At 59.6% G+C, this 23,627-nt stretch carries 24 protein-coding genes and 2 pseudogenes; 10 read left to right on the top strand and 16 right to left on the bottom strand.

The features are described from left to right. Positions 1-126: 126 nt before the first annotated feature. The 6 genes from E5221_RS21160 to E5221_RS21135 all read right to left on the bottom strand — a co-directional run bounded on the left by E5221_RS21160 (position 127) and on the right by E5221_RS21135 (position 2,142). Positions 127-597, bottom strand: coding sequence for a DUF3596 domain-containing protein (locus E5221_RS21160; protein WP_247846420.1), 471 nt, complete (start codon positions 595-597; stop codon positions 127-129). Then, entirely contained in the window at positions 594-848 is a 255-nt protein-coding gene (locus E5221_RS21155) for a hypothetical protein (protein ID WP_033741372.1), read from the bottom strand. Before E5221_RS21155 ends, E5221_RS21160 begins: the two co-directional genes overlap by 4 nt. A gap of 15 nt (positions 849-863) precedes the next feature. Next, positions 864-1,073 (bottom strand): hypothetical protein, encoded by a 210-nt coding sequence (locus tag E5221_RS21150; protein ID WP_247846419.1) that lies wholly within the window; start codon positions 1,071-1,073, stop codon positions 864-866. Next, complete coding sequence (locus tag E5221_RS21145; protein WP_247846418.1) at positions 1,066-1,485, bottom strand: hypothetical protein; 420 nt, start codon at positions 1,483-1,485, stop codon at positions 1,066-1,068. The genes E5221_RS21150 and E5221_RS21145 overlap by 8 nt, the downstream gene beginning before the upstream one ends. Then, positions 1,482-1,805, bottom strand: coding sequence for a hypothetical protein (locus E5221_RS21140; protein WP_247846416.1), 324 nt, complete (start codon positions 1,803-1,805; stop codon positions 1,482-1,484). The genes E5221_RS21145 and E5221_RS21140 overlap by 4 nt, the downstream gene beginning before the upstream one ends. A gap of 82 nt (positions 1,806-1,887) precedes the next feature. Next, complete coding sequence (locus tag E5221_RS21135) at positions 1,888-2,142, bottom strand: AAA family ATPase (protein WP_197864569.1); 255 nt, start codon at positions 2,140-2,142, stop codon at positions 1,888-1,890. Between E5221_RS21135 and E5221_RS21130 the strand changes: the two are divergent. From E5221_RS21130 to E5221_RS21115, 4 genes and pseudogenes are all read left to right on the top strand, one after another. Further along, positions 2,141-2,764: pseudogene (locus E5221_RS21130) on the top strand (major capsid protein); the annotation flags it as partial. The gene E5221_RS21135 and the pseudogene E5221_RS21130 sit on opposite strands and share 2 nt — an antisense overlap. A 43-nt stretch (positions 2,765-2,807) precedes the next feature. After that, a pseudogene (locus E5221_RS21125) lies at positions 2,808-2,909 on the top strand (DNA adenine methylase); the annotation flags it as partial. A gap of 532 nt (positions 2,910-3,441) precedes the next feature. Beyond that, positions 3,442-4,860, top strand: a complete 1,419-nt coding sequence (locus tag E5221_RS21120; RefSeq protein ID WP_247846414.1) for an AAA family ATPase — start codon at positions 3,442-3,444, stop codon at positions 4,858-4,860. A 1-nt stretch (position 4,861) separates the two neighbouring features. Beyond that, complete coding sequence (locus E5221_RS21115) at positions 4,862-5,782, top strand: DUF4435 domain-containing protein (protein WP_247846412.1); 921 nt, start codon at positions 4,862-4,864, stop codon at positions 5,780-5,782. Positions 5,783-6,072: 290 nt separating this feature from the next. On the opposite strand, the gene E5221_RS21110 is transcribed toward E5221_RS21115, so the two are convergent. Beyond that, positions 6,073-6,264: a hypothetical protein gene (locus tag E5221_RS21110; RefSeq protein WP_247847757.1), complete on the bottom strand. Its 192-nt coding sequence runs from the start codon at positions 6,262-6,264 to the stop codon at positions 6,073-6,075. Positions 6,265-6,621: 357 nt separating this feature from the next. Between E5221_RS21110 and E5221_RS21105 the strand changes: the two genes are divergently transcribed. Further along, a complete protein-coding gene (locus tag E5221_RS21105; RefSeq protein ID WP_247846411.1) occupies positions 6,622-7,356 on the top strand; it encodes a MauE/DoxX family redox-associated membrane protein in 735 nt (244 codons plus the stop codon). On the opposite strand, the gene E5221_RS21100 is transcribed toward E5221_RS21105, so the two are convergent. The 3 genes from E5221_RS21100 to E5221_RS21090 all read right to left on the bottom strand — a co-directional run bounded on the left by E5221_RS21100 (position 7,340) and on the right by E5221_RS21090 (position 11,813). Continuing rightward, the gene (locus E5221_RS21100) at positions 7,340-8,701 is read right to left on the bottom strand and encodes a chloride channel protein (RefSeq protein ID WP_247846409.1); all 1,362 of its coding nucleotides are present in this window, start codon (positions 8,699-8,701) and stop codon (positions 7,340-7,342) included. The genes E5221_RS21105 and E5221_RS21100 overlap by 17 nt on opposite strands. A gap of 134 nt (positions 8,702-8,835) precedes the next feature. Then, positions 8,836-10,197 carry a Na+/H+ antiporter NhaA gene (gene nhaA, locus E5221_RS21095; protein WP_247846407.1) on the bottom strand — a complete coding sequence of 454 codons (1,362 nt, stop codon included), beginning with the start codon at positions 10,195-10,197 and terminating at the stop codon, positions 8,836-8,838. Positions 10,198-10,358: 161 nt separating this feature from the next. Then, entirely contained in the window at positions 10,359-11,813 is a 1,455-nt protein-coding gene (locus E5221_RS21090; RefSeq protein WP_023660685.1) for a TrkH family potassium uptake protein, read from the bottom strand. A gap of 220 nt (positions 11,814-12,033) precedes the next feature. Between E5221_RS21090 and E5221_RS21085 the strand changes: the two genes are divergently transcribed. Beyond that, positions 12,034-12,225: a YhfL family protein gene (locus E5221_RS21085; RefSeq protein ID WP_003254720.1), complete on the top strand. Its 192-nt coding sequence runs from the start codon at positions 12,034-12,036 to the stop codon at positions 12,223-12,225. A gap of 152 nt (positions 12,226-12,377) precedes the next feature. Here the strand turns inward: E5221_RS21085 and E5221_RS21080 are convergent, their stop codons facing one another. Further along, complete coding sequence (locus E5221_RS21080; RefSeq protein ID WP_061552680.1) at positions 12,378-13,430, bottom strand: proline racemase family protein; 1,053 nt, start codon at positions 13,428-13,430, stop codon at positions 12,378-12,380. A 404-nt stretch (positions 13,431-13,834) separates the two neighbouring features. On the opposite strand from E5221_RS21080, the gene mqo reads away from it, so the two are divergent. The 3 genes from mqo (at position 13,835) to E5221_RS21065 (ending at position 16,979) form a co-directional block, all read left to right on the top strand. Beyond that, on the top strand, positions 13,835-15,472 hold the full coding sequence (mqo, locus tag E5221_RS21075) for a malate dehydrogenase (quinone) (RefSeq protein WP_247846405.1): 1,638 nt from the start codon (positions 13,835-13,837) through the stop codon (positions 15,470-15,472). A 245-nt stretch (positions 15,473-15,717) separates the two neighbouring features. Then, positions 15,718-16,362 (top strand): hypothetical protein, encoded by a 645-nt coding sequence (locus E5221_RS21070; RefSeq protein WP_013973786.1) that lies wholly within the window; start codon positions 15,718-15,720, stop codon positions 16,360-16,362. Next, a complete protein-coding gene (locus E5221_RS21065) occupies positions 16,362-16,979 on the top strand; it encodes a MarR family transcriptional regulator (RefSeq protein WP_013973785.1) in 618 nt (205 codons plus the stop codon). Before E5221_RS21070 ends, E5221_RS21065 begins: the two co-directional genes overlap by 1 nt. Positions 16,980-17,098: 119 nt before the next feature. On the opposite strand, the gene E5221_RS21060 is transcribed toward E5221_RS21065, so the two are convergent. Continuing rightward, positions 17,099-17,434 (bottom strand): helix-turn-helix domain-containing protein, encoded by a 336-nt coding sequence (locus E5221_RS21060; protein ID WP_003259528.1) that lies wholly within the window; start codon positions 17,432-17,434, stop codon positions 17,099-17,101. Positions 17,435-17,484: 50 nt separating this feature from the next. On the opposite strand from E5221_RS21060, the gene xenA reads away from it, so the two are divergent. Then, positions 17,485-18,576 (top strand): xenobiotic reductase XenA, encoded by a 1,092-nt coding sequence (xenA, locus tag E5221_RS21055; RefSeq protein WP_024087583.1) that lies wholly within the window; start codon positions 17,485-17,487, stop codon positions 18,574-18,576. Between the two features lie 124 nt (positions 18,577-18,700). On the opposite strand, the gene E5221_RS21050 is transcribed toward xenA, so the two are convergent. From E5221_RS21050 to E5221_RS21035, 4 genes are all read right to left on the bottom strand, one after another. Next, positions 18,701-19,948 (bottom strand): FAD-dependent oxidoreductase, encoded by a 1,248-nt coding sequence (locus tag E5221_RS21050; RefSeq protein WP_039613977.1) that lies wholly within the window; start codon positions 19,946-19,948, stop codon positions 18,701-18,703. 2 nt (positions 19,949-19,950) lie between these two features. Further along, on the bottom strand, positions 19,951-21,528 hold the full coding sequence (locus E5221_RS21045; RefSeq protein WP_247846403.1) for an aldehyde dehydrogenase (NADP(+)): 1,578 nt from the start codon (positions 21,526-21,528) through the stop codon (positions 19,951-19,953). Between the two features lie 157 nt (positions 21,529-21,685). Continuing rightward, positions 21,686-22,633, bottom strand: coding sequence for a dihydrodipicolinate synthase family protein (locus E5221_RS21040; RefSeq protein WP_013973780.1), 948 nt, complete (start codon positions 22,631-22,633; stop codon positions 21,686-21,688). A 45-nt stretch (positions 22,634-22,678) separates the two neighbouring features. Continuing rightward, positions 22,679-23,605 (bottom strand): 4-hydroxyproline epimerase, encoded by a 927-nt coding sequence (locus E5221_RS21035; RefSeq protein ID WP_247846402.1) that lies wholly within the window; start codon positions 23,603-23,605, stop codon positions 22,679-22,681. Positions 23,606-23,627 lie beyond the last annotated feature (22 nt).

Below are 23,627 nucleotides of genomic sequence, written 5' to 3'. Positions count from 1 at the left end.
TCGCTGAACGCATCCCCCCACACCCCCCTTATTATTGTGAAAATGTCGTTTACGGTTTACGGTTTACGGTTTACGGTTTACGGTTTACGGTTTACGGTTTACGGTTTACGGTTTACGGTTTACGGTTTACGGTTTGAGGCCATTTGTAAGTAGCTCGGCTTGGAATAATTCAAGTTCGCTCTTGGGGATGCTTGCGATTGTTCTGCCGGTAAACTTTTTCCTGACGTGTTCGGACTTGCTCTTATAGTTTATATACGTACTGTGGGCTTTTTTGACCTTGTCAACGTCAAGCCACTGGGCTATCCCTTCGTCTACAGTTCTTTTGGCGGGCTCGTTCGGTAGTTCTTGTCTAGCCTTAAGCCAAACCGAGTCGGGAAAGTGCGCCGCATAGTCGAAGCGGTTTTCCTTAATCTCGGCAAGAATGGTTCTGCGCTTGTTATCCGCATAGGCGATGGCAGTTTTGTTGATCTTTGCGACATTGCGTAGAGGCTCGCGGCGGCGTTCACCTTCGTACATGAAGGCGATCCGAAGGAGGTTGCCATTGATGTCGACGCCCGTTGGTAGGGAGTCGACACCTGCAGGGAGTTTCACACTCATGGACGGCCGGCCATCCAATTTTCGATTTCAACACGGTTGTAGACAATGACGTTGGCTGGGTCGGTACGCCATTGTTTCTCTTCCAGCCAGATTCCACGGTCGCGATATTTGCGTACGGCCTCAGTGCTCAATCCGAAGACCGGGAATAACAACTCCTTCCGAATCCATACGGCAGGGGTGATGAGAAGTTGAACCGCTTCGGTCGGCTGTTTGTTTGCTTCGTGGATGGGTTTAACTTGTGGCTTTGCCATTGAGTAGTCTCCGACTTACCGAAGTGGTCGCATGTGCTGCGCCTGCTTACGATTTTTCCCGGCCACATTGGCCATGTACGATTCCCATTTGCCGCTCTCGCGCTGTTGCCGGATTCGGCTGCACCGCTGGTGTCGCCGCGTCGACCTGCCTTTGCCGCACACATCGCAGATGGCGGGAAGGTCGAGGCTGTGTGAGGCCATGGGGGGGCGGATGCGATCAGTCATAACTCACCGGCTCGCTGCCATTGTTGATAGCGTCCAGCGCGGCTTGGTCAAGCAAACGGTGCATCTGGTTGGTTCCTTGCTCGTCCTCACGCTGCAGTTCGTGGATGATTTCCTGTATCAATAAGGTACCGTGCTGGATGCTGATCGGATCGCCCTTGTAGTCGACCGGCCATTCCGGTGCGCAAGTGACTGCGTGCCAAAGGCACTCGGTGGTGATGCGGATAACCAGTTGGTCGCCCTCGACAGCCACTGTTGGCAGCACGTTGACTAGCTCGGCGGATTCTGCAGTTGTTGAAGTTAGGATGCGATCCAGCTCGGCAGCTACGTCCTGCATGCCAACAGCTGCTGCTGCGTCAAGAGCTTGCTCCAGTAACTCACTGGGCACGCTAACCATTCGATTGGTGTCGTTCATAGCTGCACCTCGCGTGCCGTTTGGCGATCCAGGCGTTCGATCTCGTTGAGCTGGCTGAGAACCTGTTTGCTGGCCAGCTCAAACAGTTCGTTGGCGGATACCGGCGTGACGGACTGCTCGAAATTGCGCACGGCGTCAAACCGAGTGCGATACAGCCCGGCCTGGCCGAGCCAAGCGGCTGCATTGTGCTCGGCGTTTGACACCGGACAGCCGTGAGCTTCTGGGACTGAGCCATCATGGGTCCGCCTGCACTTCCGGCAGTGATACAGGCCGCCGTCGTCGGCCTCGCTCATGTACCAATCATGGTGGTGCGGGCTCATGCGGCCTCCCGCTGGTACAGATCACGTGAAAAGGGGAGGGGCTGCTGCTGCGCTTCGGCAATGACGATCTGTTGGGCAGCTGTCATACAACTGTCCCCTGTTGACGTGCGATCTGCATCGCCTGGTCGAAGGTCATTGCACGGGCTTTGAAATGCCAGATCGGATCGCACTCACTGCTCAATACCAGCGTATTGAGCAGTGGAGCGGGCTTGCCCGGTGTCCAGTTATCTAGGACGTCGCGCAGGCCGAGTGCCTTCGCGATGGCCTGAGCATTGGTAGTCTTGCCGCAGCCAGAAGGGCCGTGCACAAGGCAGCTTCGGGGGGCTTTGGTCGTCATGCCGCCACCTCCGCGCTTGTTGCACTGGCTGGGCTTTCGCGCAACTGGGTGTGAAACCGTGACAATCGACATCGTGAAGGGGCAGCGCAAGATGGCGCCCTTTGTTCACCCAACCCTCCCTGGCAGTGTGTCGCAGCGTGCTGGCTTCGCCTCGTCCACCTACCAGCCACCTTACATTCAGCCCAAGCGTGTCACCCGGGCAGAGCAGATCCTGAAGCGTGGGGCAGGTGAAACCCCGTTCTCGACGCGCACCGCACTTGAACGAGCAGGCGAGCGGCTTGGCCGTGACCTGGTGGAGCTTGAGGGCGAGATCATTCGTCGCGAGGAATGGATGTGCTCTCAGGCGCTGACTACTGGCCGAATCCGTGTGGTTGGGGATGGGGTTGATGACACCATCGACTTCCTGATGGAAGACACTCACAAGGTCGCCTTGGCCAGTGGCCGCTGGAACGCTGCCGGGTCCGATCCTATCGCCAACATGCGTCAATGGCGGCGCCTGATCGCCAAGGACTCTGGCCGTTCGGTCAACGTCGCGGTACTGAGCGCGGAGGCGCAGGATGCCTTCCAGAGTAACGATGCGGTACTCAAGCAGTTGAATACCCGCCGTGTTGACCTGGGCCTGATCAAACCGGAAGAGCTCCCTGATGGCGTGACTTACCTCGGCTATCCGCTACAGCAACACGAACCAGCGGCAGTGCAAGGCGGAGGTGACCGGCGAACTCGTGATCATGAACTGGCAGCCTTCAGAGCTGCAGCAGCTTTTCTAGTTGTAAATATTGAAACCAGCGCACTACTTCGACGGAGATGTAGGGCCAGCTAGTAAGTACGTGTTGATACCCAGAGAGACAGCTCTTCCAGCGCTGCTCTCATGACGATATGCGTGAAGAGCAGCAGCTCAAGAATGTGTGCTGTGTTGGAAGCTCACTCATCCGTAACTACGCTACAGGCGGGGTCTAAGTTCGGTAGGGAAAGTTTAGGGCAAGTCAAATAGCGCTTTAGGCCTAAGCGGACCTACCGATGGCGTTAGCATATCTGGTTCTACTGGCTTACGGCAGGCTGCTGAGGTATCGCGTAAGGGCTCAAATCTCTTCCCTTGGTTGATGGGTGAGTCAGTGCAGCCGAGGCTTCCAGCCGTCTTTTGTACACAAGGCGATCAAGGCGGGCCGCATCAGGGCTACTCGGGCACCTCCACAACTCGTGATGACAATGTGATATCGTCACCGAAAGGTGGGGGTAGGCTGGATTGAGCTGCATACCTTTCAGAAAATACGATTGAAGAAACGACGCAAGGAAGGGAACGTGGAAAAGCCTACGAGGTTTCAAGTTAAAGGTCTTTTTGGTAGTCGCGATGTGGATTTACCCTTGGGGTCAGACGCTCTAATTTTAGTTGGCCCAAATGGAATTGGTAAAAGCTGCGTTACAAATATTTTTTACTTTTTTATATCAAGGCAGTGGGCTCGACTAGGTGAGTATGATTTTACCGAGGTTGCACTGTGGTTTGGTGAGGAGGAAATAAGAGCTCTTCGTGCAGATATCTTGGGCCTATCCCAATTGGATAAGGTTTTTCGTGATATAAATCCCCATTCCCGAGTGGCTATTCTGCTAGATCGGCTTCGTAGTGTTGGGCTGATTGAGGAAATGGTCAGCCCAAGACTCACGTCGAAAAAACGAAATGAGATTGCTGCATACTTGGGAGTGGCGCCCGATGAAATGCGACAACTGCAATTTTCGATTCGTCGGCGACTTTCGAATCTGGGTGACGAAGAATTGTTTGCATCACCCCGTGGGGACGTGGATAAAAAATTAGCCGCAAAAATGCCTGGCAGGACACTATATTTGCCAACATATAGGCGTATTGAAAAGGACCTGCGTGATATTTTTCCTGATTTGGACGAGCGTGTCAGGGCAACGGGGAGTAGTTCGTCTCCCTTCAAAGTCGCTAGATCCGCAAGTCACTATGTAGATCTTGTTAGCTTTGGCATGGAAGACGTGAAGTCTAATATTGATTCGAAAACTCGTTTTCTGCGTGACTACTCGTTAGCTCAGTTTAATGATTTGTCCGGATTATATCTGCGTGACGTTATTAGAGGAACCGCGGATCAATACTCACCTTCTCAGATTTCCGATTTGGATGAGAACGCTCTTGCTGTGATTCTAGGCAGGGTGAGTGAGCAAGTGCTGTCGGCTGAAGAAAAAAATCTTCTCCGAACTAAAATTCTCGATATGCAAGGAAAACGGCGTCTCGACCTCGAAGTCAATGATCTGTACTTGGCTCACTATTTTTCGCGCTTGATGAGTGCTAGTGCTGATATATCACTTCAAGAGAAAGAGATAATTGCATTCGTTGATGTGTGTAATGCATATCTGCGGCCGGGGAAAGAGCTGGTTTATGATGATACAAAGTTTACTGTCGAGATCATTGACGAAGCGGGTCGTCCACTTGAGCTGAGTATGCTTTCATCCGGTGAAAAGCAAGTTGTGTCTCTTTTCTCTCATCTATATTTGGATGATGCGGAGGGGCAGATTGTCATCATCGATGAGCCTGAGCTTTCACTTTCTGTGCCATGGCAAAAAAGATTTCTGACGGATATTCTCAAATCACCTCGTTGTAGCTTTATATTTTCGGTTACTCACAGTCCGTTTATTTATCAAAATGAATTGAAAGGCTCGGCGATTGATCTTCGTTTAAAAACCTCTGCGTCTGTTGGAGGTGAGTGATATGGAGGATTACGCCACTTACCTAGCAGAGGAAGCGAAGTCTGATATTGTAGCGTTGCATCAATTTAGAATTCTATATGATCCTCGTCAGGAAACATTTCATTTCTTTTTCGAAGGGGAGGAAGATAGTCTATTTTATATGCCTGAAGCAAGGCGCATAATTGCTGGCAAGGAGGTGCATATTTATGATTGCGGTGGTAAGGGTAATGTGGTTGAGGTAAGAGACTCTATTAAGTCGGATGGGTATTTATTGGATGGTTGCCTTTTCTTTATTGATCGTGACTACGATGACTATCTAGGGACGCAGGCTGCTTTGGATCAGTATACCTACCTAACAGATAGTTATTCGGTGGAGAATGAGCTCACGTCAGCAGAGGCGGCTAGGGTGTTGCTCATGGATGTGTTGAGAGTTTCTCGCGCTGATCCTGAATTTGCGCGGATAGAAAACTATATCGAGACAGGGCTTCGCAAGTTCCATGTTGAGGTGCGATCCCTCGTAAGCTGGATTTTGGCGGCTAGCGAAGAAGGTTGTAAGCCTAATTTGAGAAATACTACTGGTCTCAAAGATATAGTTTACTTTGTTGGGGGGGATCCTAAAGTGACCAAGGATGGTTTCAAAGAGTTTAAGAAGAAAGTGTCATCAAACGGTAAGCTTCCCAGTGTGTCCGGTATGCTTAAGTGGCGTCGGATTCTTGATTTGTCTAGCTCGGGAAGATGGGTTAGGGGGAAATATGAATTATGGTTTTTCCAAGTAATATTACTCAGAGCTTTGGAGGAAACTAACTCCCGCAGAAAAGCGGCGGGCGGACGTGCCATATCGGTGCCCTCGTCTCTGAAGTCAGGTAAGCTTTTCGAAGTTCTTGGCGGACGAATTAAACCTCCTCTGTCACTGCAAGCGTTCTACGCTGCTAGACTTGCGTAGAAAATTTGCTTGGTCATTCATGCGTATGCTCCAGGGGTGATAAATTCTTAGGGCACAATTAGGGCAAATCCTAGGGCGTCTTAGGCCTATGCAGGCCATCCGACAACTCCAGAATAGCCGTTTATGCTGGCCTCCGGAGGCCTATTGAGATCCTCGGGCGGGTTCAAATCCCTATCTCTCCGCCATACAAGATGAAGCCCCGCAGATTGGCGTCTGCGGGGATTTTTCGTTTCTGGGTTAAACTCCTTGCGTCGTTCTTGCTCAGCCCTCCACTAAGGTGCAAACCTTTGTCAGGAGTTCTCTTTCTTACATTCCATTTCTGCCGCCTCTCGTGTTGGGAAAGTTGGCTTTAAACGTTCCTTTTTCTGATTGTCATATATGTCGAAGCCGCCAGGAACAGTCTCTGCGTAAAAGCGGGAGCCGATGCGAAATATCTCTTTCTCAATGGGTATAGCTGGGACGATAACGTATCTCGGTAGCATGCGAATCTCTCCCAAAACCTTGACATCAGTCTTTAGTATTAGTCGCTTCTGAAATGATGGCCATTTGATTTGCGCCATGATGGGCGTCTTGCTTACCGGGTTATTGACGTCATTTCCAGGGTGATGGCAAGCAAGCGCTAGATGCGCATGGCTGTAAGCGTTGTACACCCTTACAGCTATGCGCCATTCATCGGACTGCTGGCGATCGATCCAAACGTGCTATCCCGATAGCCGCTCTACCGAACAGCGGTCCGTAATCTTACTTGCAGATGCAATTGGAGTTACCTGACCAGATCTTGGCTACGTGCCGCACCACGAAACTCGTGAGCACGCCGCGAAGGGTGGAGAAAACTCAAGGTGAAAAAAAGAGCAGAACTTTATCGCATGGTCATGCCAGAGCATCTTTGTCCATTTGGATCGAAGTCGAAGTATCTGTTAAATAAGGCAGGCTATACAGTGGAGGATAATTGGCTCACCAGTCGGGAGGAAACGGAGAAGTTCAAGCAGAAGTCAAATGTTGATTCGACGCCCCAGATCTGGATTGGCCAGCAACACATTGGTGGCTATGACGAGTTACGACAGCACCTTGGAAAAGGCAGCGCGAAAGGAAGCCCTTACCGTCCGGTGCTGGCGGTGTTTGTTGCTGCATTCCTGTTGGCCAGCGCCTTGGCCCTGGTGACGTACGGTACGCTTTTCACACCTTGGCTGATACAGGGCTTCCTGGCCATCACCATGTTTTTGCTAGCCATGCTCAAACTTCAGGACGTCGAGTCATTCAGCAATATGTTCCTTGGCTACGATCTGCTTGCTCGGCGCTGGGTACCTTATGCCTATCTTTACCCCTACGGCGAGGCGCTGGTGGGCTTGCTGATGGTTGCCGGGGTGCTTGCGTGGTTGTCCGGGCCGTTGGCGCTGATGCTCGGAGGCGGGGGAGCGGTTTCGGTATTTTATGCCGTTTACATTCAGAAGCGTGAGCTTACCTGCGCCTGTGTAGGGGGTAACAGCAAGGTTCCCCTCGGGGCAGTTTCGCTTACCGAAAATCTGGTCATGTTCTGCATGGGGGGATGGATGCTGCTCAAGTTTTTTCAGTAGCGGTCGGCTGGACGCTGGCGGGTTCTGTGGAGGAGGATGCCGACGAATGTAGCTTATCGGTAATCTGCGTCGCCAGGGCATGGTAGAGAGAAGCCGGAGACACCCATCCAGAAATGGCTGATGCCATCAGTGTTGCCGCCAGCATGGGAATGGCCAGATCCGGGCTGTGTGTCAGCTCGAGCACGATGACCGAGGCGGTTAGCGGTGAGCGTGTCACCCCGGCCAGGTATGCGCCCATTCCTAGCAGGGCGCATGCCTGAGGATCAACATCTGGTAGCAAGCCCAGCAGAAGCGCGAATGCAGCACCGATGCTGAGCGAGGGCGAAAATAGCCCGCCAGGGACCCCGGAGAGATAGGAGACCACATTGGCCAGAAACTTCCACAGCAGAAAGCTTGAATCCGTGATCGGCTCACCTTCCAGCAACGCACGGGTTTCTTCGTACCCGGTGCCGAATACGTGATTGCCAGAGATCAGGCCCAACGTGGCCAGTAGTAGCCCACAGCTTGCAGCGAAGCGCACGGGGTTGCGCCCGCGTACCGCAGATATCCGGCCGAGCATGCCCTTGTCGGTGGGCAGCACCAGCCTGGCGTAGAAACCACCAAGCAATCCGCCCAGGAGTGCGCAGGCGGGAACGACGCTCCAGCCCCAACCCTCGGGCATCCGGCCGCTGATTTCTCCAAAATAGGCGTAATGCCCCATCAACCCCAGAGTGACGACTCCCCCAATCAGCACCGCCGTTAGCACCAGGCCACTGAAGCGTTGTTCGAACGTGCGGCTCAATTCCTCAATGGCAAACACCACCCCGGCCAAGGGTGTGTTGAAGGCTGCCGCAATGCCTGCTGCCCCACCGGCGAGTATCAAGCCTGCGATGGTGCGGCGGCCGTGCAGACCCAAACGTCGACCGAAGGTATAGAGCACTGCAGCGCCGATGTGGACGGTCGGGCCTTCCCGGCCGACCGACCCTCCGACCAGCAGGGCACCCAGCGTCAGGGTCATGCGAGCGGCAGCCACGGGAAGCGAGAGCAGCCGGGCGCGCAGGCGGCCAGAAGACATGTCCAAGGCTGCAATGACTTGGGGTATACCGCTGCCCCTGGCGCTTTCAAACCATCGTTGAGTCAGGTAGGCCAGGAGGGCGAAACCAAGTGGAGTGACGAGTAACGGCGACCACGGGGCCCATTCCAGAAGGTGCTTGAACGAAGCGAACGCCGCATCGGCAAGCCAGGCGAATGCCAACGCAACAAGCCCCACCAGAAGCGCACCGATCCAGAAAGCCAGTCGCTGGCGCCATTCTCGCCATCGTGCGCGGCGGATGAAGGAAGGCTCAGGGCTGGCAGATTCGGGCATTGTGCACACGTGGCTGACCTGGAAAGCCGTGAGTATGGCGTGTTTTGCCGAACAGGCCTACCCGACCCAGGTTGTAGCCGTGCCAGGAGGGGCGATCCGCAGGTCTGGCACAAGTGGATCGCCCGTCAGTTTTTCTAGGTTGTCGAACCTGCTTTGGTCATGGCGGACGCTTTACGGATGCTGAGTGCACCCCAGGCCAGGCCAAGCAGTGCCGCAGTTACCGAAGCGGACAACACGCCAAGTTTCGCGGCCCCCAGCGCGCCTGGGTCGACGAAGGCGAGATTGGCAATGAAGATCGACATGGTGAAACCGATGCCTGCCAGCAGCCCGACGAGGGTCACGCTGCGCCAGCTTACCCCGGCAGGAAGTGCGCACCAGCCCAGGCGCACCATCAGCCAGCTGACGCTGACGATACCCAGGGGTTTGCCAACCACCAGGGCGACAGCGACGGCAATCATGACCCACTGTGGGGCTTCGGCGGACAGATCGACACCCGAAAGATTTACCCCGGCATTGGCCAAGGCAAACACCGGCATGATGCCGAAGGCTACCCAAGGGTGCAGGGTGCCTTGCATGCGCACCACTGGCGGCACCAGTTCGCGCTGGGCCAGGCGCAGGCGCTTCAACGGGTCCATGAGGTCGCTGGCATCGCGCTCGGGCGCCCTGGCGCGCCCCAGCAGCTCTCCGGTGAATCGGCTGATTGCATCCAGTGGTCGCTCGCGCATCGGCATTGCGACCACTGGCGTCATCAGGCCCAGCACAACGCCTGCGAGGGTGGGGTGGGCTCCGGTCAACAAGATGCCCAGCCAGGTGACAAAGCCGGGAATGATATACGCGTAGGCCGAACCCACTCCGATCTTCTGCAGCCCGATCACCATCAGCAGGCCGATCAGCGCAACCCCGAAACCGCTGTAATCGAGGCCGCCCGAATAGAAGAACGCGATGATCAGCACTGCGATGATGTCATCGATGATGGCCAGGGCCAGCAGAAACACGCGGACGTTGGACGGGATCGACTTGCCGAGCAGCGCCAGGACACCTACCGCAAAGGCGATATCCGTAGCCGTCGGTACGGCCCAGCCTTGTTGTTCCGCCGCAGCGTGACCAAAACCCAGGTAGAAGAGCGCGGGTACGGCTACACCGCCAATGGCGGCTGCCATGGGCAGCATGGCCTGCCGAAGGCTGGACAGTGCGCCCTCGTGGATCTCGCGACGGATCTCCATGCCCACGACAAGGAAGAAGATGGTCATCAAGCCATCATTGATCCAGAAATGCAGCGACTGCGAATAGATCAGCGAACCCACGCCGATCGTCAACGGTGTATGCCAAAGGGCGTCGTAGCTTTCGGCAGCCGGGGAGTTGGCCCAGATAAGCGCAGCAATAGCTGCAACCAGTAGAACGATGCCGCTGACCGCTTCAATGTGCAGAAAGCGTTCAAGGTTGGCGAAGGCACGCTCGGCCAATTCCTGGGCGCGAGACAATTCCTTTTTTTGCATAGGCGCAAGTACTCCCGCATGGCGGCCCGACCTGCGCTGTTCTTTAACCTGCCCCACTGCACTGTGCAGCTGGCACCCGTGCGGTAGTCTACCGAACAACCGCTACTCAAGGCTATGACGTGACCGTGAATGAGCGCGAAGATGGGCGGGTAACCTCTGGCCTAGAATCGCCAGAAAGCGGGAGAGACGAGTACCAGTACGGTCAGGATTTCGAGCCGTCCAAGCAGCATGCCGACAGTTAGCAGCCATTTGGCAGCGTCCGATAACGAGGCGAAATTACCCGCAGGACCGATAAGCGTTCCCAGCCCCGGGCCGACGTTGCACACGGCGGTAGCGGCCCCGCTCAATGCCGTTGTCCAGTCGAGCCCTAGCAGCGAGAGGCCAAGGGCGATGACCGCGATGGTGACTGAGAAGAAGAACGAAAACGTCAGCAGTGAGCGCACGATCTCTTCATCGATCGGGTGCCCATTGTATTTCTTCGAGATCGTTGCCCTTGGATGGATCAACTGTTTCAGGCTGCTGACAAGCAAGGCCGCGGCCACCTGGAAACGGAATATCTTCAGGCCTCCAGCGGTAGACCCCGAGCAGCCACCGACGAACGTCAGGTAAAAGAACAGCATGATGGCGAAGCTGCCCCAGAGCGTGTAGTCGCCCACGGCAATACCCGTGGTGGTCACCACGGAGGTGACGTTGACCGCCACGATACGGAACGCATCCCACCATGACAGATCGCTGTGCAAGCAGAGCCAGGTTCCGACCGTGAGCCAGATGAAGACGAGAAAGCCAATGAAACCGCGGACTTGATGGTCATCGAACAGGATGCGCCGATGGCCACGCAGCGTGGCCACATACAGGGTGAAGGGGAGGCTGCCGAGGATCATGATGACAACGGCTACCCAATGCACCGCAGGCTGCCCCCAGTGGCCCAGCGAGGCATCGGAGGTAGAGAAACCACCGGTTGAAATCAGTGCCATCGAATGATTGATGGCTTCGAACGGGGTCATGCCGGCAGCCCACAACGCCCATGTTCCCAAGACTGTCAGGCCCACATAGATGATCAGGATCATCTTGGCCGCAACATGCGAGCGGGGTGTCACTTTGTCTGACCAATCCGAAGATTCGGTCTGGAACAGACGCATGCCACCTACACGCAGCAGGGGCAGGATCGCGACAGCCATGCCGATAAAGCCGATGCCTCCCAGCCAGTGCAGCAAAGACCGCCAGATAAGCAACCCGGGCGATGCATTGTCCAGCCCGGTCAGTACCGTCGAGCCGGTGGTGGTGATCCCTGACATGGTTTCGAAGAACGCGTCCGTGTAACTGATGTGCCGGATGAACACCATCGGCAAGGCCGCAAATGCGCAAACGATAACCCAGCTTGCCGTTGTAAGCAGGTACATGTCCCTGGCGCGCAGTTGCGGTGCGCCGGGAGCGCCTCGGGCCACCATGACCAGGCCTGCGCAGAGCACGATAAGGCTTGACCAGACGAAAGCGCCGAGATCATCGCTGCGGTCGTACAGCAGCAGTGTCAGCATCGGGATTACCATGCTGACGGCCAAGGTGATCAGGAATACACCAATAATGAAGGCTATGAAGCGCAACGCTGGAAGCGGCATTAGTTGAGCTCGTGCGGACAATGCCGGCAGTATTGCCTGCCGCACAGCAATGTCGAGTAAAAAAGCCGTAATGTCTTAGGACAGTTCATACAGAGCCACTCGATTGTTGCACAGGTGCAACTAGCCAGTGCACCTTGCGGCTTGGATCCGATGCCTGGGTTCTGTATCATCCCGGCGCCATCAGACGATGGCCGAAGATGATTCATTTAAAGGACTTAGTATGAAAAAGCTGTTCAAGGCTACTGTAGCCGTTGCTGTCGTTTCGGGTGTTGCCCTGCTGTCGGGTTGCACTGGCCAGGTTTACAACCAGCCAAAAAACTGCACGTACGACTACCTGTTCCACCCTTCGGTTTCCATCTCCAAGATCATCGGTGGCTGCGGCCCGATCGATAAACTGCCTCAGCAGCAGTAATCTTGGCGGTACCCTGATCGCGACGCTTGCGGCGTGATCCAAGGCCCCCGGTCATCTACATGGCCGGGGGTTTTTGTTTGTGGGCTCTTCAGATGTAGGTCTTGCCAGAAGGCCCGGCTCGCGGATACCAGTGCATTGAACGCTGCCTGGGTTCAGGCCCAGATATCACCGATGGTAAAGCCTTCGGGGAACGGGTCGTCGTGGTCGAGCACGAAGGTGTTCAGGCCGTAGATCCAGCTTTTGCCGGTGATGGTTGGTACCACGGCCTCGTTGCCGCCGATGCTGGTTTTATCGATCAGGCGGCCGGTGTAGATGTTGCCGAGCAGGCCCTGATGGCGGAAGTCCTGGTGCAATGGCAGCTCGCCCTTGGCGTGCAGGGTGGCCATCTTCGCCGAGGTGCCGGTACCGCACGGGGAGCGGTCCAGCGCCCCGGTCCAGGTGGCCGGGTCGTCCCACGAGAACTCGCCGCAGGTCATGGTCACCGCGTTCTTCCAGTCGGCGTTGGGGTCTTCGCTGGGGCCGGATAGCTGCGAGATGGTAATGCCGATGCCCGGGTAGTCGGGGTGTGCCACCGGCAGTTGCTCGATAGCCGCCTGGCGGATCATCGACGATACCCGGGCGATTTCGGCGCCGTGCTGCGGGATCAGTTGCAGGCCTTTGAACTGGCGCACGTCGGCGATCACATAGAACATGCCGCCCCAGCCCACGTCCACGCGCACCTTGCCCAGGTGCGGTACGTCGATTTCGGCATCCAAGTGTGCGGCGAACGCCGGTACGTTCTGGAAGGTGACGGCCTTGACCTTGCCGCCCTCGCATCGGGCCTTGATACGGATCAGCCCGGCCGGGGCCTCCAGCACCAGCTCGGTGAGCGGCTCCTGCATCGGCAGCATGCCCATCTCCAAAAGCACGGTGGCCACCGAGATGGTATTGCTGCCGGACATCACCGGGTACTCTATCTGCTCCATGATGATGTAGCCGGCGTCGGCCTCGGGGTGGCTTGGCGGGACGATGATGTTGCAGCAGTGCGCCGGATAGCCGCGCGGTTCACGCAGCATCAGCTTGCGCAACTGGTCGTCGTTGGTTTCGAGCCATTTCATCTTGGCGTGTACGCTGTCACCGGGTATGTGCGGTACGCCGCCTGTGATGACGCGCATGGGGATGCCGGCGTGGGTGTCGACGGCGTGGATGGTGCGTTTGAATGACATATGGGCGGCCCTGTTCTGATCGGATTGAGGCGGGGTCTGGGGCGCAGGATAAAGCGGTGGGGCGGGGCTGTAAGTCGAATAATTCCGATCGGGTGACCGGTTTTTTGAATGGCATTTGCGCAGGCCTGTGCCGCCCCTTTCTCGGGCAAGCCCGCTCCCACACGGGCGCACAGGCCTGAGACAACCCGCCACCTTGACTCCCGGGCCGGCAATTTGTTTGTGCTGGCATTTAAGTTACAATCGGAAAAACGATTCAGCCTTGTCGGTCAATTCGACAAAAGGCCGAGTCGTTTTCTGGTTCTCTGGCTGCTGAACAATGATCAACAACAAGCCTGCGCTGCAGAACATGCTTTACCTGGGCCAGCCACAGGCCCGCCCTCTGTTCTCCTGACTGGAATCGATCAATGTTCAAGAAAGCTGGCAAGACCTTGCTGGGTCTGGCTGTCGCTGCAAGCGTCATGCAAGCGCACGCCGCAGAAACCAAGAAAGTAGATGTGCTGCTGGTCGGCGGCGGCATCATGAGCTCGACCCTGGCCGTGTGGCTGCACGAGCTGGAGCCAAGCTGGTCGATGGAAATGGTCGAACGCCTGGATGGCGTGGCCGAAGAAAGCTCCAACGGCTGGAACAACGCCGGTACCGGCCACTCCGCGCTGGCCGAGCTGAACTACACCCCGGAAGACAAGGACGGCAACGTCAACATCGCCAAGGCCATCGAAATCAACGAGGCCTTCCAGATCTCCCGCCAGTTCTGGTCGTGGCAGGTCCGCCAGGGCGTGCTGAAGAACCCGCACTCGTTCATCAACACCACGCCGCACATGAGCTTCGTGTGGGGCGATGACAATATCAAGTTCCTGAAGAAGCGTTACGACGCGCTGCAGGCCAGCCCGCTGTTCCGCCCGATGCAGTACTCCGAGGACCACGCGCAGATCGCCAAGTGGGTCCCGCTGATGATGGAAGGCCGCGACCCGAACCAGAAGCTGGCCGTGACCTGGACGCCAATCGGCACCGACGTCAACTTCGGCGAGATCACCCGCCAGTTCGTCGGCCACCTGAAAACCCAGGAAAACTTCGACCTGAAGCTGTCCAGCGAAGTGCAGGACATCACCCGCAACAAGGACGGCTCGTGGCACGTTGAGTACAAGAACCTGAAGGACGGTAGCGAATCGGCTACCGACGCCAAGTTCCTGTTCATCGGTGCTGGTGGCGGCGCGCTGAAGCTGCTGCAGAAGTCGGGCATTCCTGAAGCCAAGGAATACGCAGGCTTCCCAGTAGGCGGCTCGTTCCTGGTGACCGAGAACCCGACCGTGGCCATGCAGCACATGGCCAAGGCCTACGGCATCGCCTCGACCGGTGCGCCACCCATGTCGGTTCCGCACCTGGACACCCGCGTACTGGACGGCAAGCGCGTGATCCTGTTTGGCCCATTTGCCACCTTCTCGACCAAGTTCCTGAAGAACGGCTCGTACCTGGACCTGCTGAGCAGCACCACCACCCACAACGTGTGGCCGATGACCAAGGTCGGCATCGATCAGTACCCGCTGGTGGAATACCTCGCTGGCCAGTTGATGCTGTCTGACGACGACCGCTTCGAAGCCCTGCGTACCTACTTCCCGAACGCCAAGAAGGAAGACTGGCGCCTGTGGCAGGCCGGCCAACGCGTGCAGATCATCAAGCGTGATGCCGAGAAGGGTGGCGTGCTGAAGCTGGGCACCGAGGTGGTCGCTTCGCAAGACCGCACCATTGCCGGCCTGCTGGGTGCATCGCCAGGTGCTTCGACTGCTGCACCGATCATGCTGAACGTGCTGGAAACCGTGTTCAAGGAGAAGGTCGCTACCCCAGAGTGGCAGGCCAAGATCAAGCAGATCGTGCCAAGCTACGGCACCAAGCTGAACGACTCGGCGGCAGCCACCCAGAAAGAGTGGAACTACACCGCTGAAGTGCTGCAGCTCGAGAAGCCACCGGTGATCGACGAAAGCGTCGGCACCACTGTTGCACCGAGCCAGCCGGCCGAGAGCAAGCCTGAGAACGACATGGCGCTGTAAGCGGCCATTGTTGTGACAGAAGCCACGGGGGAGACCTCGTGGCTTTTTTGTTGCCTGTGTCCGGCCCCTTCGCAGCACAAGGCTGCTCCTACAGGTACGGCGCCGTATCTGTAGGAGCAGCCTTGTGCTGCGAAGGGGCCAGCTCAGGAAACCACTGATCGGAAACCCAGCTCAGCCCCAATAAAAACATATTTTGATGCTTAAATTAATCTTGTCAGTCGATCCCCCTCCAGGAGGGTGCCGTCATGAACATCAAGATTGCCGCCTTACTGCTGCTCGCCCTGTGCGCCCAGCCGGCATGGAGCCAAAGCTACTCCTACTCCAGCGAAACCCCTGCCGCCAAACCTGCCGAATCTGCTGCAATGACCACGCGCATGGCCCTGCGCGACCTTTGGGTCGAGCACATCTTCTGGGTGCGCAACTATGCCGTGGCCAATCAAGCCGGCAATGCCAAAGAGGCCGAAGTCGCTGCCAAGGAAGTGGTCACCGACGCTACCAGGATCGCCAACAGCATTGCCCCGCTGTACGGCCAGCCTGCCGCCGATCAGTTGCTGAAGCTGCTGGCCGGCCACTGGGGCGCCATAAAGCACTACAGCGACGCCACCGTGGCCAAGGACAAAAAAGGCCAGCAAGCCGCGGTCAACGAGCTGACCAGCAATGCCAAGGCCATCGCCGCGTTTCTGGCCAAGGCCAACCCGAACCTGCCCGAGCCGACCCTGCTGACGCTGCTCAGCGCCCACGGCGGACACCACGTGGCCCAGATCGACCAGTTGGCGGCCGCTGACTACGTAGGCGAGGCGCGCACCTGGGCGATGATGCGCGAGCATATCCTGACCCTGTCCGATGCTCTGGCTGCGGCGTTGGTCAAACAGTTCCCGGACAAATTCTGATGCTCGAAGGCCTGGGCCGTACCCAACAGGACCTGCTCCATGCGTTGCTGCTCCAGCCGGCCGGCATGAGCATCGACGACCTGGCGCAGGCCCTGGCAATCACCCGCACGGCGGTGCGCCAGCACCTGGCAGCGCTGGAGCGCGACGGCCTGGTCAAGCGTGGCGCTACCCGGCCCACCGGGCGACGCCCGGAGCAGCTGCACGAGCTGACCGAACAGGCCCGCGAACTGTTCCCGCGGCAGTACCCGTTGCTGGCCAACCTGCTGATTGCGGAAGTGGCCGGCTTGCTGGGGCAGGAGGCGTTGCTGGCGCTGATGCGCCAGCTGGGGCGCAAGCTGGCGGCGGACCTGGAGCACCAAGTGGTGGATGAGGCACGCATCGTCGAGCACATGAACAATGCCGGGTACGAGGCACAGGTGTTCTTCCGCTCGGGGGGCGAGCCGCAGATCGTTGCGCACAATTGCGTGTTCCATCACCTGGCCAAGGCTCACCCGGTGGTGTGCGAGCTGGACCTGGCGCTGATCGGGGCCTTGGGTGGGGCCGAGGTGAGCCATGAGGAGTGCATGCTCAGGGGAGGGCAGGTATGCCGGTTTGCCCTGGGCAAGAAAGAAGATTGATTTTGCCTGTTCTGGCCCTTTCGCGGGTAAACCCGCTCCCACAGAGATCGCACAGGTCTTGAAGACAGTGATTACCCTGTAGGAGCGGGTTTACCCGCGAAGAGGCCGGCACAGGAAAATCACTGCTGCCGCAGAATGCAGTCCAGCAGCCCGGGAAACCGCTCCCCCAGCATCTCGCTACGCAACGAATTCATGTGGGTAGTCCCCACATTGCGGGTATGCACCAACCCCGCATCACGCAGCACGCGAAAATGGTGGGACATGCTCGACTTCGGCCGGCCGCCATCCAGCTCGCCACAGCTGGCTTCGGCCACGCCCGCCAGGTGGCGCACGATACCCAGGCGCACCGGGTCGCTCAGGGCATAGAGCAGGCGTTCCAGGGTGAGGTCTTCAGAATTGGGATGTTGATAGGCTCGCATGGTCGTCATGATAACGGGGCTATCATTAATTGCCATAGTTCGATTATGATCGAACAATCGTAATCAGATAGCCCGGGAGCTTGCCCATGTCCGCTTTGTTCGAACCGTATACCCTCAAGGACGTCACCCTGCGCAACCGCATTGCCATTCCACCGATGTGCCAATACATGGCCGAGGACGGCATGATCAACGACTGGCACCACGTGCACCTGGCCGGCCTGGCCCGTGGCGGTGCCGGCTTGCTGGTGGTCGAGGCCACTGCCGTGGCACCGGAAGGGCGCATCACCCCCGGTTGCGCCGGCATCTGGAGCGATGCCCACGCCCAGGCTTTCGTGCCGGTGGTGCAGGCAATCAAGGCCGCCGGTTCCGTGCCGGGTATCCAGATTGCCCACGCCGGGCGCAAGGCCAGCGCCAACCGCCCGTGGGAGGGTGACGACCACATTGCCGCCGACGACGCTCGCGGCTGGGAAACCATTGCCCCGTCCGCCATCGCCTTCGGCGCGCACCTGCCACGAGTGCCGCGCGAGATGACCCTGGACGACATCGCCCGGGTCAAGCAGGACTTCGTCGATGCCGCCCGCCGTGCGCGCGATGCCGGTTTCGAGTGGATCGAGCTGCACTTTGCCCATGGTTACCTGGGCCAGAGTTTCTTCTCCGAGCACTCCAACAAGCGTACCGACGCCTACGGTGGCAGCTTCGACAACCGCAGCCGCTTCCTGCTGGAAACCCTGGCAGCGGTACGTGAGGTATGGCCAGAGAACCTGCCCCTGACCGCGCGTTTTGGTGTGCTGGAGTACGACGGCCGGGATGAGCAGACGCTGGAAGAGTCGATCGAACTGGCGCGCCGTTTCAAGGCTGGCGGCCTCGACCTGCTGAGCGTGAGTGTCGGCTTCACCATTCCCGACACCAATATCCCGTGGGGCCCGGCGTTCATGGGGCCGATTGCCGAGCGCGTGCGTCGTGAGGCGAAGCTGCCGGTAACCTCGGCGTGGGGTTTTGGTACTCCGAAACTGGCGGAAGCAGCGCTGCAAGCCAATCAGCTGGACCTGGTATCGGTAGGGCGTGCGCACCTGGCAGACCCGCACTGGGCTTACTTTGCGGCCAAGGAGTTGGGCGTGGAGAAAGCCTCCTGGACCTTGCCTGCACCGTATGCGCACTGGCTCGAGCGTTATCGCTGAGGCATGAAGGGGGCTGCTTTGCAGCCCATTCGCGGGTAAACCCGCTCCCACAGGATCTCCACTGCCCTCAAGGCCTGCGCGATCCCTGTGGGAGCGGGTTCACCCGCGAAGAGGCCAGCACAGGCTAAAACCGGTCCAACCGGTAAGCCGCCATATCAGCCCCACTCTCCCTGTCAGCCAACCGCCCCACCCATTCCGCTGTCACCGCCGCCTGGGTCAAACCCAGGTGCTGATGCCCGAATGCCAACAAAACCCGCCCATCACACACCCGGTCGATCACCGGTAACGAATCTGGCAATGAAGGCCGGAAGCCCATCCAAGGCGTCGCTCCCTCAACACTCAGGTCCCTCCTGAACAACCCTTTGCTCAACCGGTGCAACTGCCAAGCCCGCTGCATGCTCGGCGGCGCGTCCAGCCCGGCGAACTCCACCGTGCCGGCCAGGCGCAGGCCTTCGGCCATGGGCGTCATGATGAACTTGCGCTCCAGCGATGTGACTGCAAACGGCAAACGCTGATGCTCGCCAGGCAACATCAGGTGGTAGCCGCGCTCGGTGTCCAGCGGCACCTGCTTGCCTGTCAGTGTGGCGGTCAACCGCGCGGAATGCGCACCACAACTGATCAGCACCTGGCGGGCATCGAGCGTGCCCTGATCGCTGGCCAGCCTGACCCCGCCGCTGTGCAGCCGCCCGCCATCGACCTGCGCCTGGACAAAACGCACGCCACTGGCCTTGGCCGCTTCGAACAGTTCGCACACCACCCGGTAGGGGTCGATGAAGTGCCCGGTACGTGGGAAGAACAGCCCACCCAGCAACGACGGGCTCAGTTGCGGCGCTGCCTCGCGCACAGTGTCGGCCGACCAGAAGTCCACCGCCACCGCCTGCTGTTGCATGCGCGCGCGCAAGGCCTCCAGGGCCTGGCGCGACTCCGGCCGCTCGAACACCAGCAGCGAGCCATCTTCCTGAAACAGTTCGCCGCGCCCGATCGAGCCCAGCAGCCGCTGCCAGGCACCCAGGCTGCCTTCGTTCAACGAGCGGATGCCGGCCACGCTGCGCTGGAACGGGCCAGGGCGCAGGTTGAGCAGCAGGCGGGTGAACCACGGCATGGCCTTGGGCAGGTACTTCCAGTCCAGGCGCAACGGGCCCATCGGGTCCAGCAACATGCGCGGCAGGCGTTTGAGAATCGACAGGTCGGCAATCGGGAATACCTGCTCGGTGGCCAGGTGCCCGGCGTTGCCGTAGGACGCGCCTCGACCGGGTGCCTGGCGGTCGACCAGGGTTACCCGGCGGCCTTGGCGGGCCAGTTGCAGGGCACAGGCGACGCCGACAATGCCGGCGCCGACCACGGCGATATCGGTTTCAGCGGTTTCGACCATGCTCAGCCTTCCCGTTTACCGTCGAGCAGGCGCCGAAGCTGCAGCGGGTTGCCGTGTTTCAGTGCCTGCGGCAGCAGGGCATCGGGGAAGTCCTGGTAGCACACCGGGCGCAGGAAGCGCAGGATCGCCGCCGTGCCCACCGAAGTGGTGCGGGCATCGGAGGTGGCCGGGAACGGCCCGCCGTGGACCATCGCGTCGCATACCTCTACACCGGTCGGCCAGCCATTGACCAGGATGCGGCCAGCCTTGCGCTCAAGGGTCGGCAGCAGGGCGCGGGCGCTGTCGATGTCGGCATCGTCCAGTTGCAGGGTGGCGGTCAGTTGGCCTTCCAGATGCTCGGCCACCTGGCGCATTTGCTCATCGTTGGCGCAGGCCACCACCAGCGACGCCGCGCCGAAGACTTCGGCCTGCAACGCCGGGTCGGCGAGGAACGCTTCGGCCTGGGTCACGAACAGCTGCGCCTGGCACTGGTTGGGGCCTTGCCCGGCCTGGCCACTGGCGGCGGCCTGGGCATTGGCGTTTGCGGCCAGGGCGCCGACACCGGCCTGGTAGGCACTGAAGATGCCCGGGGTGAGCATGGTCTGCGCCGCAGCCTGGCGCACGTGTTCGCTGGCGGCGTCGATGAAATGCTGCAACGCCGGCCCCTGGCGGGCAATCACCAGGCCGGGGTTGGTGCAGAACTGGCCGGCGCCCTGGGTCAGCGAGGCGACGAAGCCTTGTGCCAGTGCCTCGGCGCGGGTCTGCAGGGCGGTGTCGAACAGGAACACCGGGTTGATCGAGCTCATTTCGGCGTACACCGGGATCGGCTCGGGGCGGGCCTGGGCCGCCCGGCACAGCGCAATGCCACCGCTGCGCGAGCCGGTAAAGCCAACGGCCTTGATGCGCGGGTCGCTGACCAGCGCAATGCCCACTTCACGACCGGAGCCGTACAACAGCGAAAACACACCGGCCGGCAAGCCGCATTGCTTCACGGCCTTTGCGACTGCCTGGCCGACCAGCTCGCTGGTGCCCGGGTGGGCGCCGTGGGCCTTGACCACCACCGGGCAACCGGCGGCCAGGGCCGAGGCGGTGTCGCCACCGGCTACCGAGAAGGCCAATGGGAAATTGCTGGCGCCGAATACCGCCACCGGCCCCAGGGCCACCTGGCGCTGGCGCAGGTCGGCACGCGGCAGGGGCTGGCGCTCAGGCAGGGCATTGTCGACCCGCACGTCCAGCCATTCGCCAGCCCGCACCACACGTGCGAAGGTGCGCAACTGGGTGCAGGTGCGGCCACGTTCGCCCTGGATGCGCGCCTTTGGCAGGCCGCTTTCGGCCACGGCGCGATCGATCAGGGCATCACCCAGCGCTTCGATCTGCGTGGCGATGGTTTCGAGGAATTGTGCCCGTTGCTCGAGCGAGGTTTCGCGGTAGGCATCGAACGCCGCCCAGGCCAGGGCGCAGGCCTGGGCCACGTGTTCGCCGGTGCCGCCGAGGTAGGCCGGTTCCAGTGTCTGGCCGGTGGCCGGGTCGATGCCACGGATGGCTTCGCGGCTGCCGGTTACCGGCGTCTGGCCGATCAGCAGGTTGCCTGTGAGGGTCATGGAGCCTCCTTTGGAATCAATATCAAGAGAGAGCGCGGCCTTTGTAGGAGCGGGTTTACCCGCGAAGCAGGCGACTCGGTGCCTGGCACCGGCTTCGCCGGTGTTCGCGGGTGAACCCGCTCCCACAGGGGCTGCGGCTCGGCCTGGAATCAGGTGATCAGGCCAGGTTCTGCTCAGCCGACCAGCTGGCGTACCAGCTGCGGAACAGCGCGTACTGCTGCTCGGCATAGTTGCGCTGGGCGTCGGTCAGCACGTCGGTCTCGTTGAAGTGCAGGCTGTATTCGCTGTCACCGTTCAGCACCATCAGGTGCTTGTAGTAGAGCACCAGGTCGCAGCCTTCATCGAACGACGACAGCACCGCCAGCGCCGCCTCCAGTTCACGCGCCAGTCGGCGGGCCTTGGCATCACCTTTGGCCGCCTGCTTGCTCAGGCTCACCAGGTGCAGCACCTCACGCGGCAGGGCGTTGCCGATGCCGGTGATGGCACCGGTGGCGTTGCAGTTGACGAAACCATGTACCACCTGGGTGTCGACGCCGACCATCAGGGTCACGTCGTCATCCTTGGAGGTGATGTGCTCGGCGGCGTAGCGCAGGTCGGCGCCACCGCCGAACTCCTTGAAGCCGATCAGGTTGGGGAACTCGCTGCGCAGTTCGAAGAACAGGTCGGCGCGGGTGGCGAAGCCATAGTAGGGGCTGTTGTAGATCACCGCCGGCAGCTTCGGTGCGGCTGCCAGGATGGCCGAGAAGTGGTGCTTCTGGGCAATCAGCGAGGCACCGCGGCTGAGCACGCGAGGGATGACCATGAGGCCGGCGGCACCAACCTTGGCCGCGTGGGCGGCGTGAGATACTGCTTCACGGGTGTTCACCGCGCCGGTACCGACGATGGTCGGGATGCCGGCGGCCACCAGGCGCGCCACGCCTTCCTGGCGCTCTGCTTCGGTCAGCAGCGGCCAGTCGCCCATCGAGCCGCAGTACACCACGGCGCTCATACCGGCCTCGATCAGTTCGCGGCCCTTGCGTACCAAGGCGTCGAAGTCCGGCTTGCGCTCGGCGGTGCAGGGGGTCATCAGGGCGGGCATGGTGCCGGTGAAGATGTTGTTGGTCATTGTTGTCACTCCTCGCGATATTCGTTTTTTTGGAAATAGCCGGGGTCAGATGCCCCAGGCGAACGGGTCCTGTTCGTCGATCAGCAGGGTGCTGTCGGCGGTCATGTAGGCGCGGCCGGTGATGAACGGGCGAATGCGTTCGCCGTCGCGCTCGTAGCGGCCCTGGAACTGGCTGCCGGTGATACTGGCCTGTACCCAGGTCTGGCCTTCGTCGAGCTTGCCGTCGGCGGCCAGGCAGGCCAGCTTGGCGCTGGTGCCCGTGCCGCAGGGCGAGCGGTCGTAGGCCTTGCCGGGGCACATCACGAAGTTGCGGCTGTCGGCGTTGGCGTCGTCGGCGAACAGTTCGACGTGGTCGATGGGGGCACCGTTTTCACCGGTGATGCCCTGGGCTTTGAGGGCCTTGAGCATCGCCCAGGTGTATTCGGTCAGCGCCTCGCGGTTGCCCAGCTCGATGCGCTGGCCGTGTTCGGAGACGAGGAAAAACCAGTTGCCACCCCAGGCGATGTCGCCGCGCACCGGACCATGGCCGGGCACGTCCACCAGCACTTGCTGGCGGTAGCGGTAGGACGGCACGTTGCCGACGGTTATGGCGCCGTCTTCATGCAGGGTGGCGCTGACCTGGCCGACCGGGGTATCGATCTTGTGCACGCCCGGTGCGATCAGGCCCAGGTGCTGCAGCGAGGCGACCAGGCCGATGGTGCCGTGCCCGCACATGTTCAGGTAGCCAGCGTTGTTGAAGAAGATCACCCCGCACGTGGCGTCGGCCGATACCGGTGGGCAGTACAGTGCACCGACCAGCACATCGTTGCCGCGAGGCTCCAGCAGGCAGGCGCGGCGCCACTGGTCGTGCAGCTCGCGCAGTTCATCGCGCTGCTCGGCCATGCTGCGGCCATGCAGTTGCGGGAAGCCTTTCATCACCAGGCGGGTTGGTTCCCCGCCGGTGTGCGAGTCGATGACGTGAACGTGTTTCATGGGCATATCCATTCGAGAGTGG

Source organism: Pseudomonas sp. A2 (genome assembly GCF_023100865.1).
GTDB lineage: Bacteria > Pseudomonadota > Gammaproteobacteria > Pseudomonadales > Pseudomonadaceae > Aquipseudomonas > Aquipseudomonas asiatica.
This window is presented reverse-complemented; position numbering and strand designations above follow the sequence as displayed.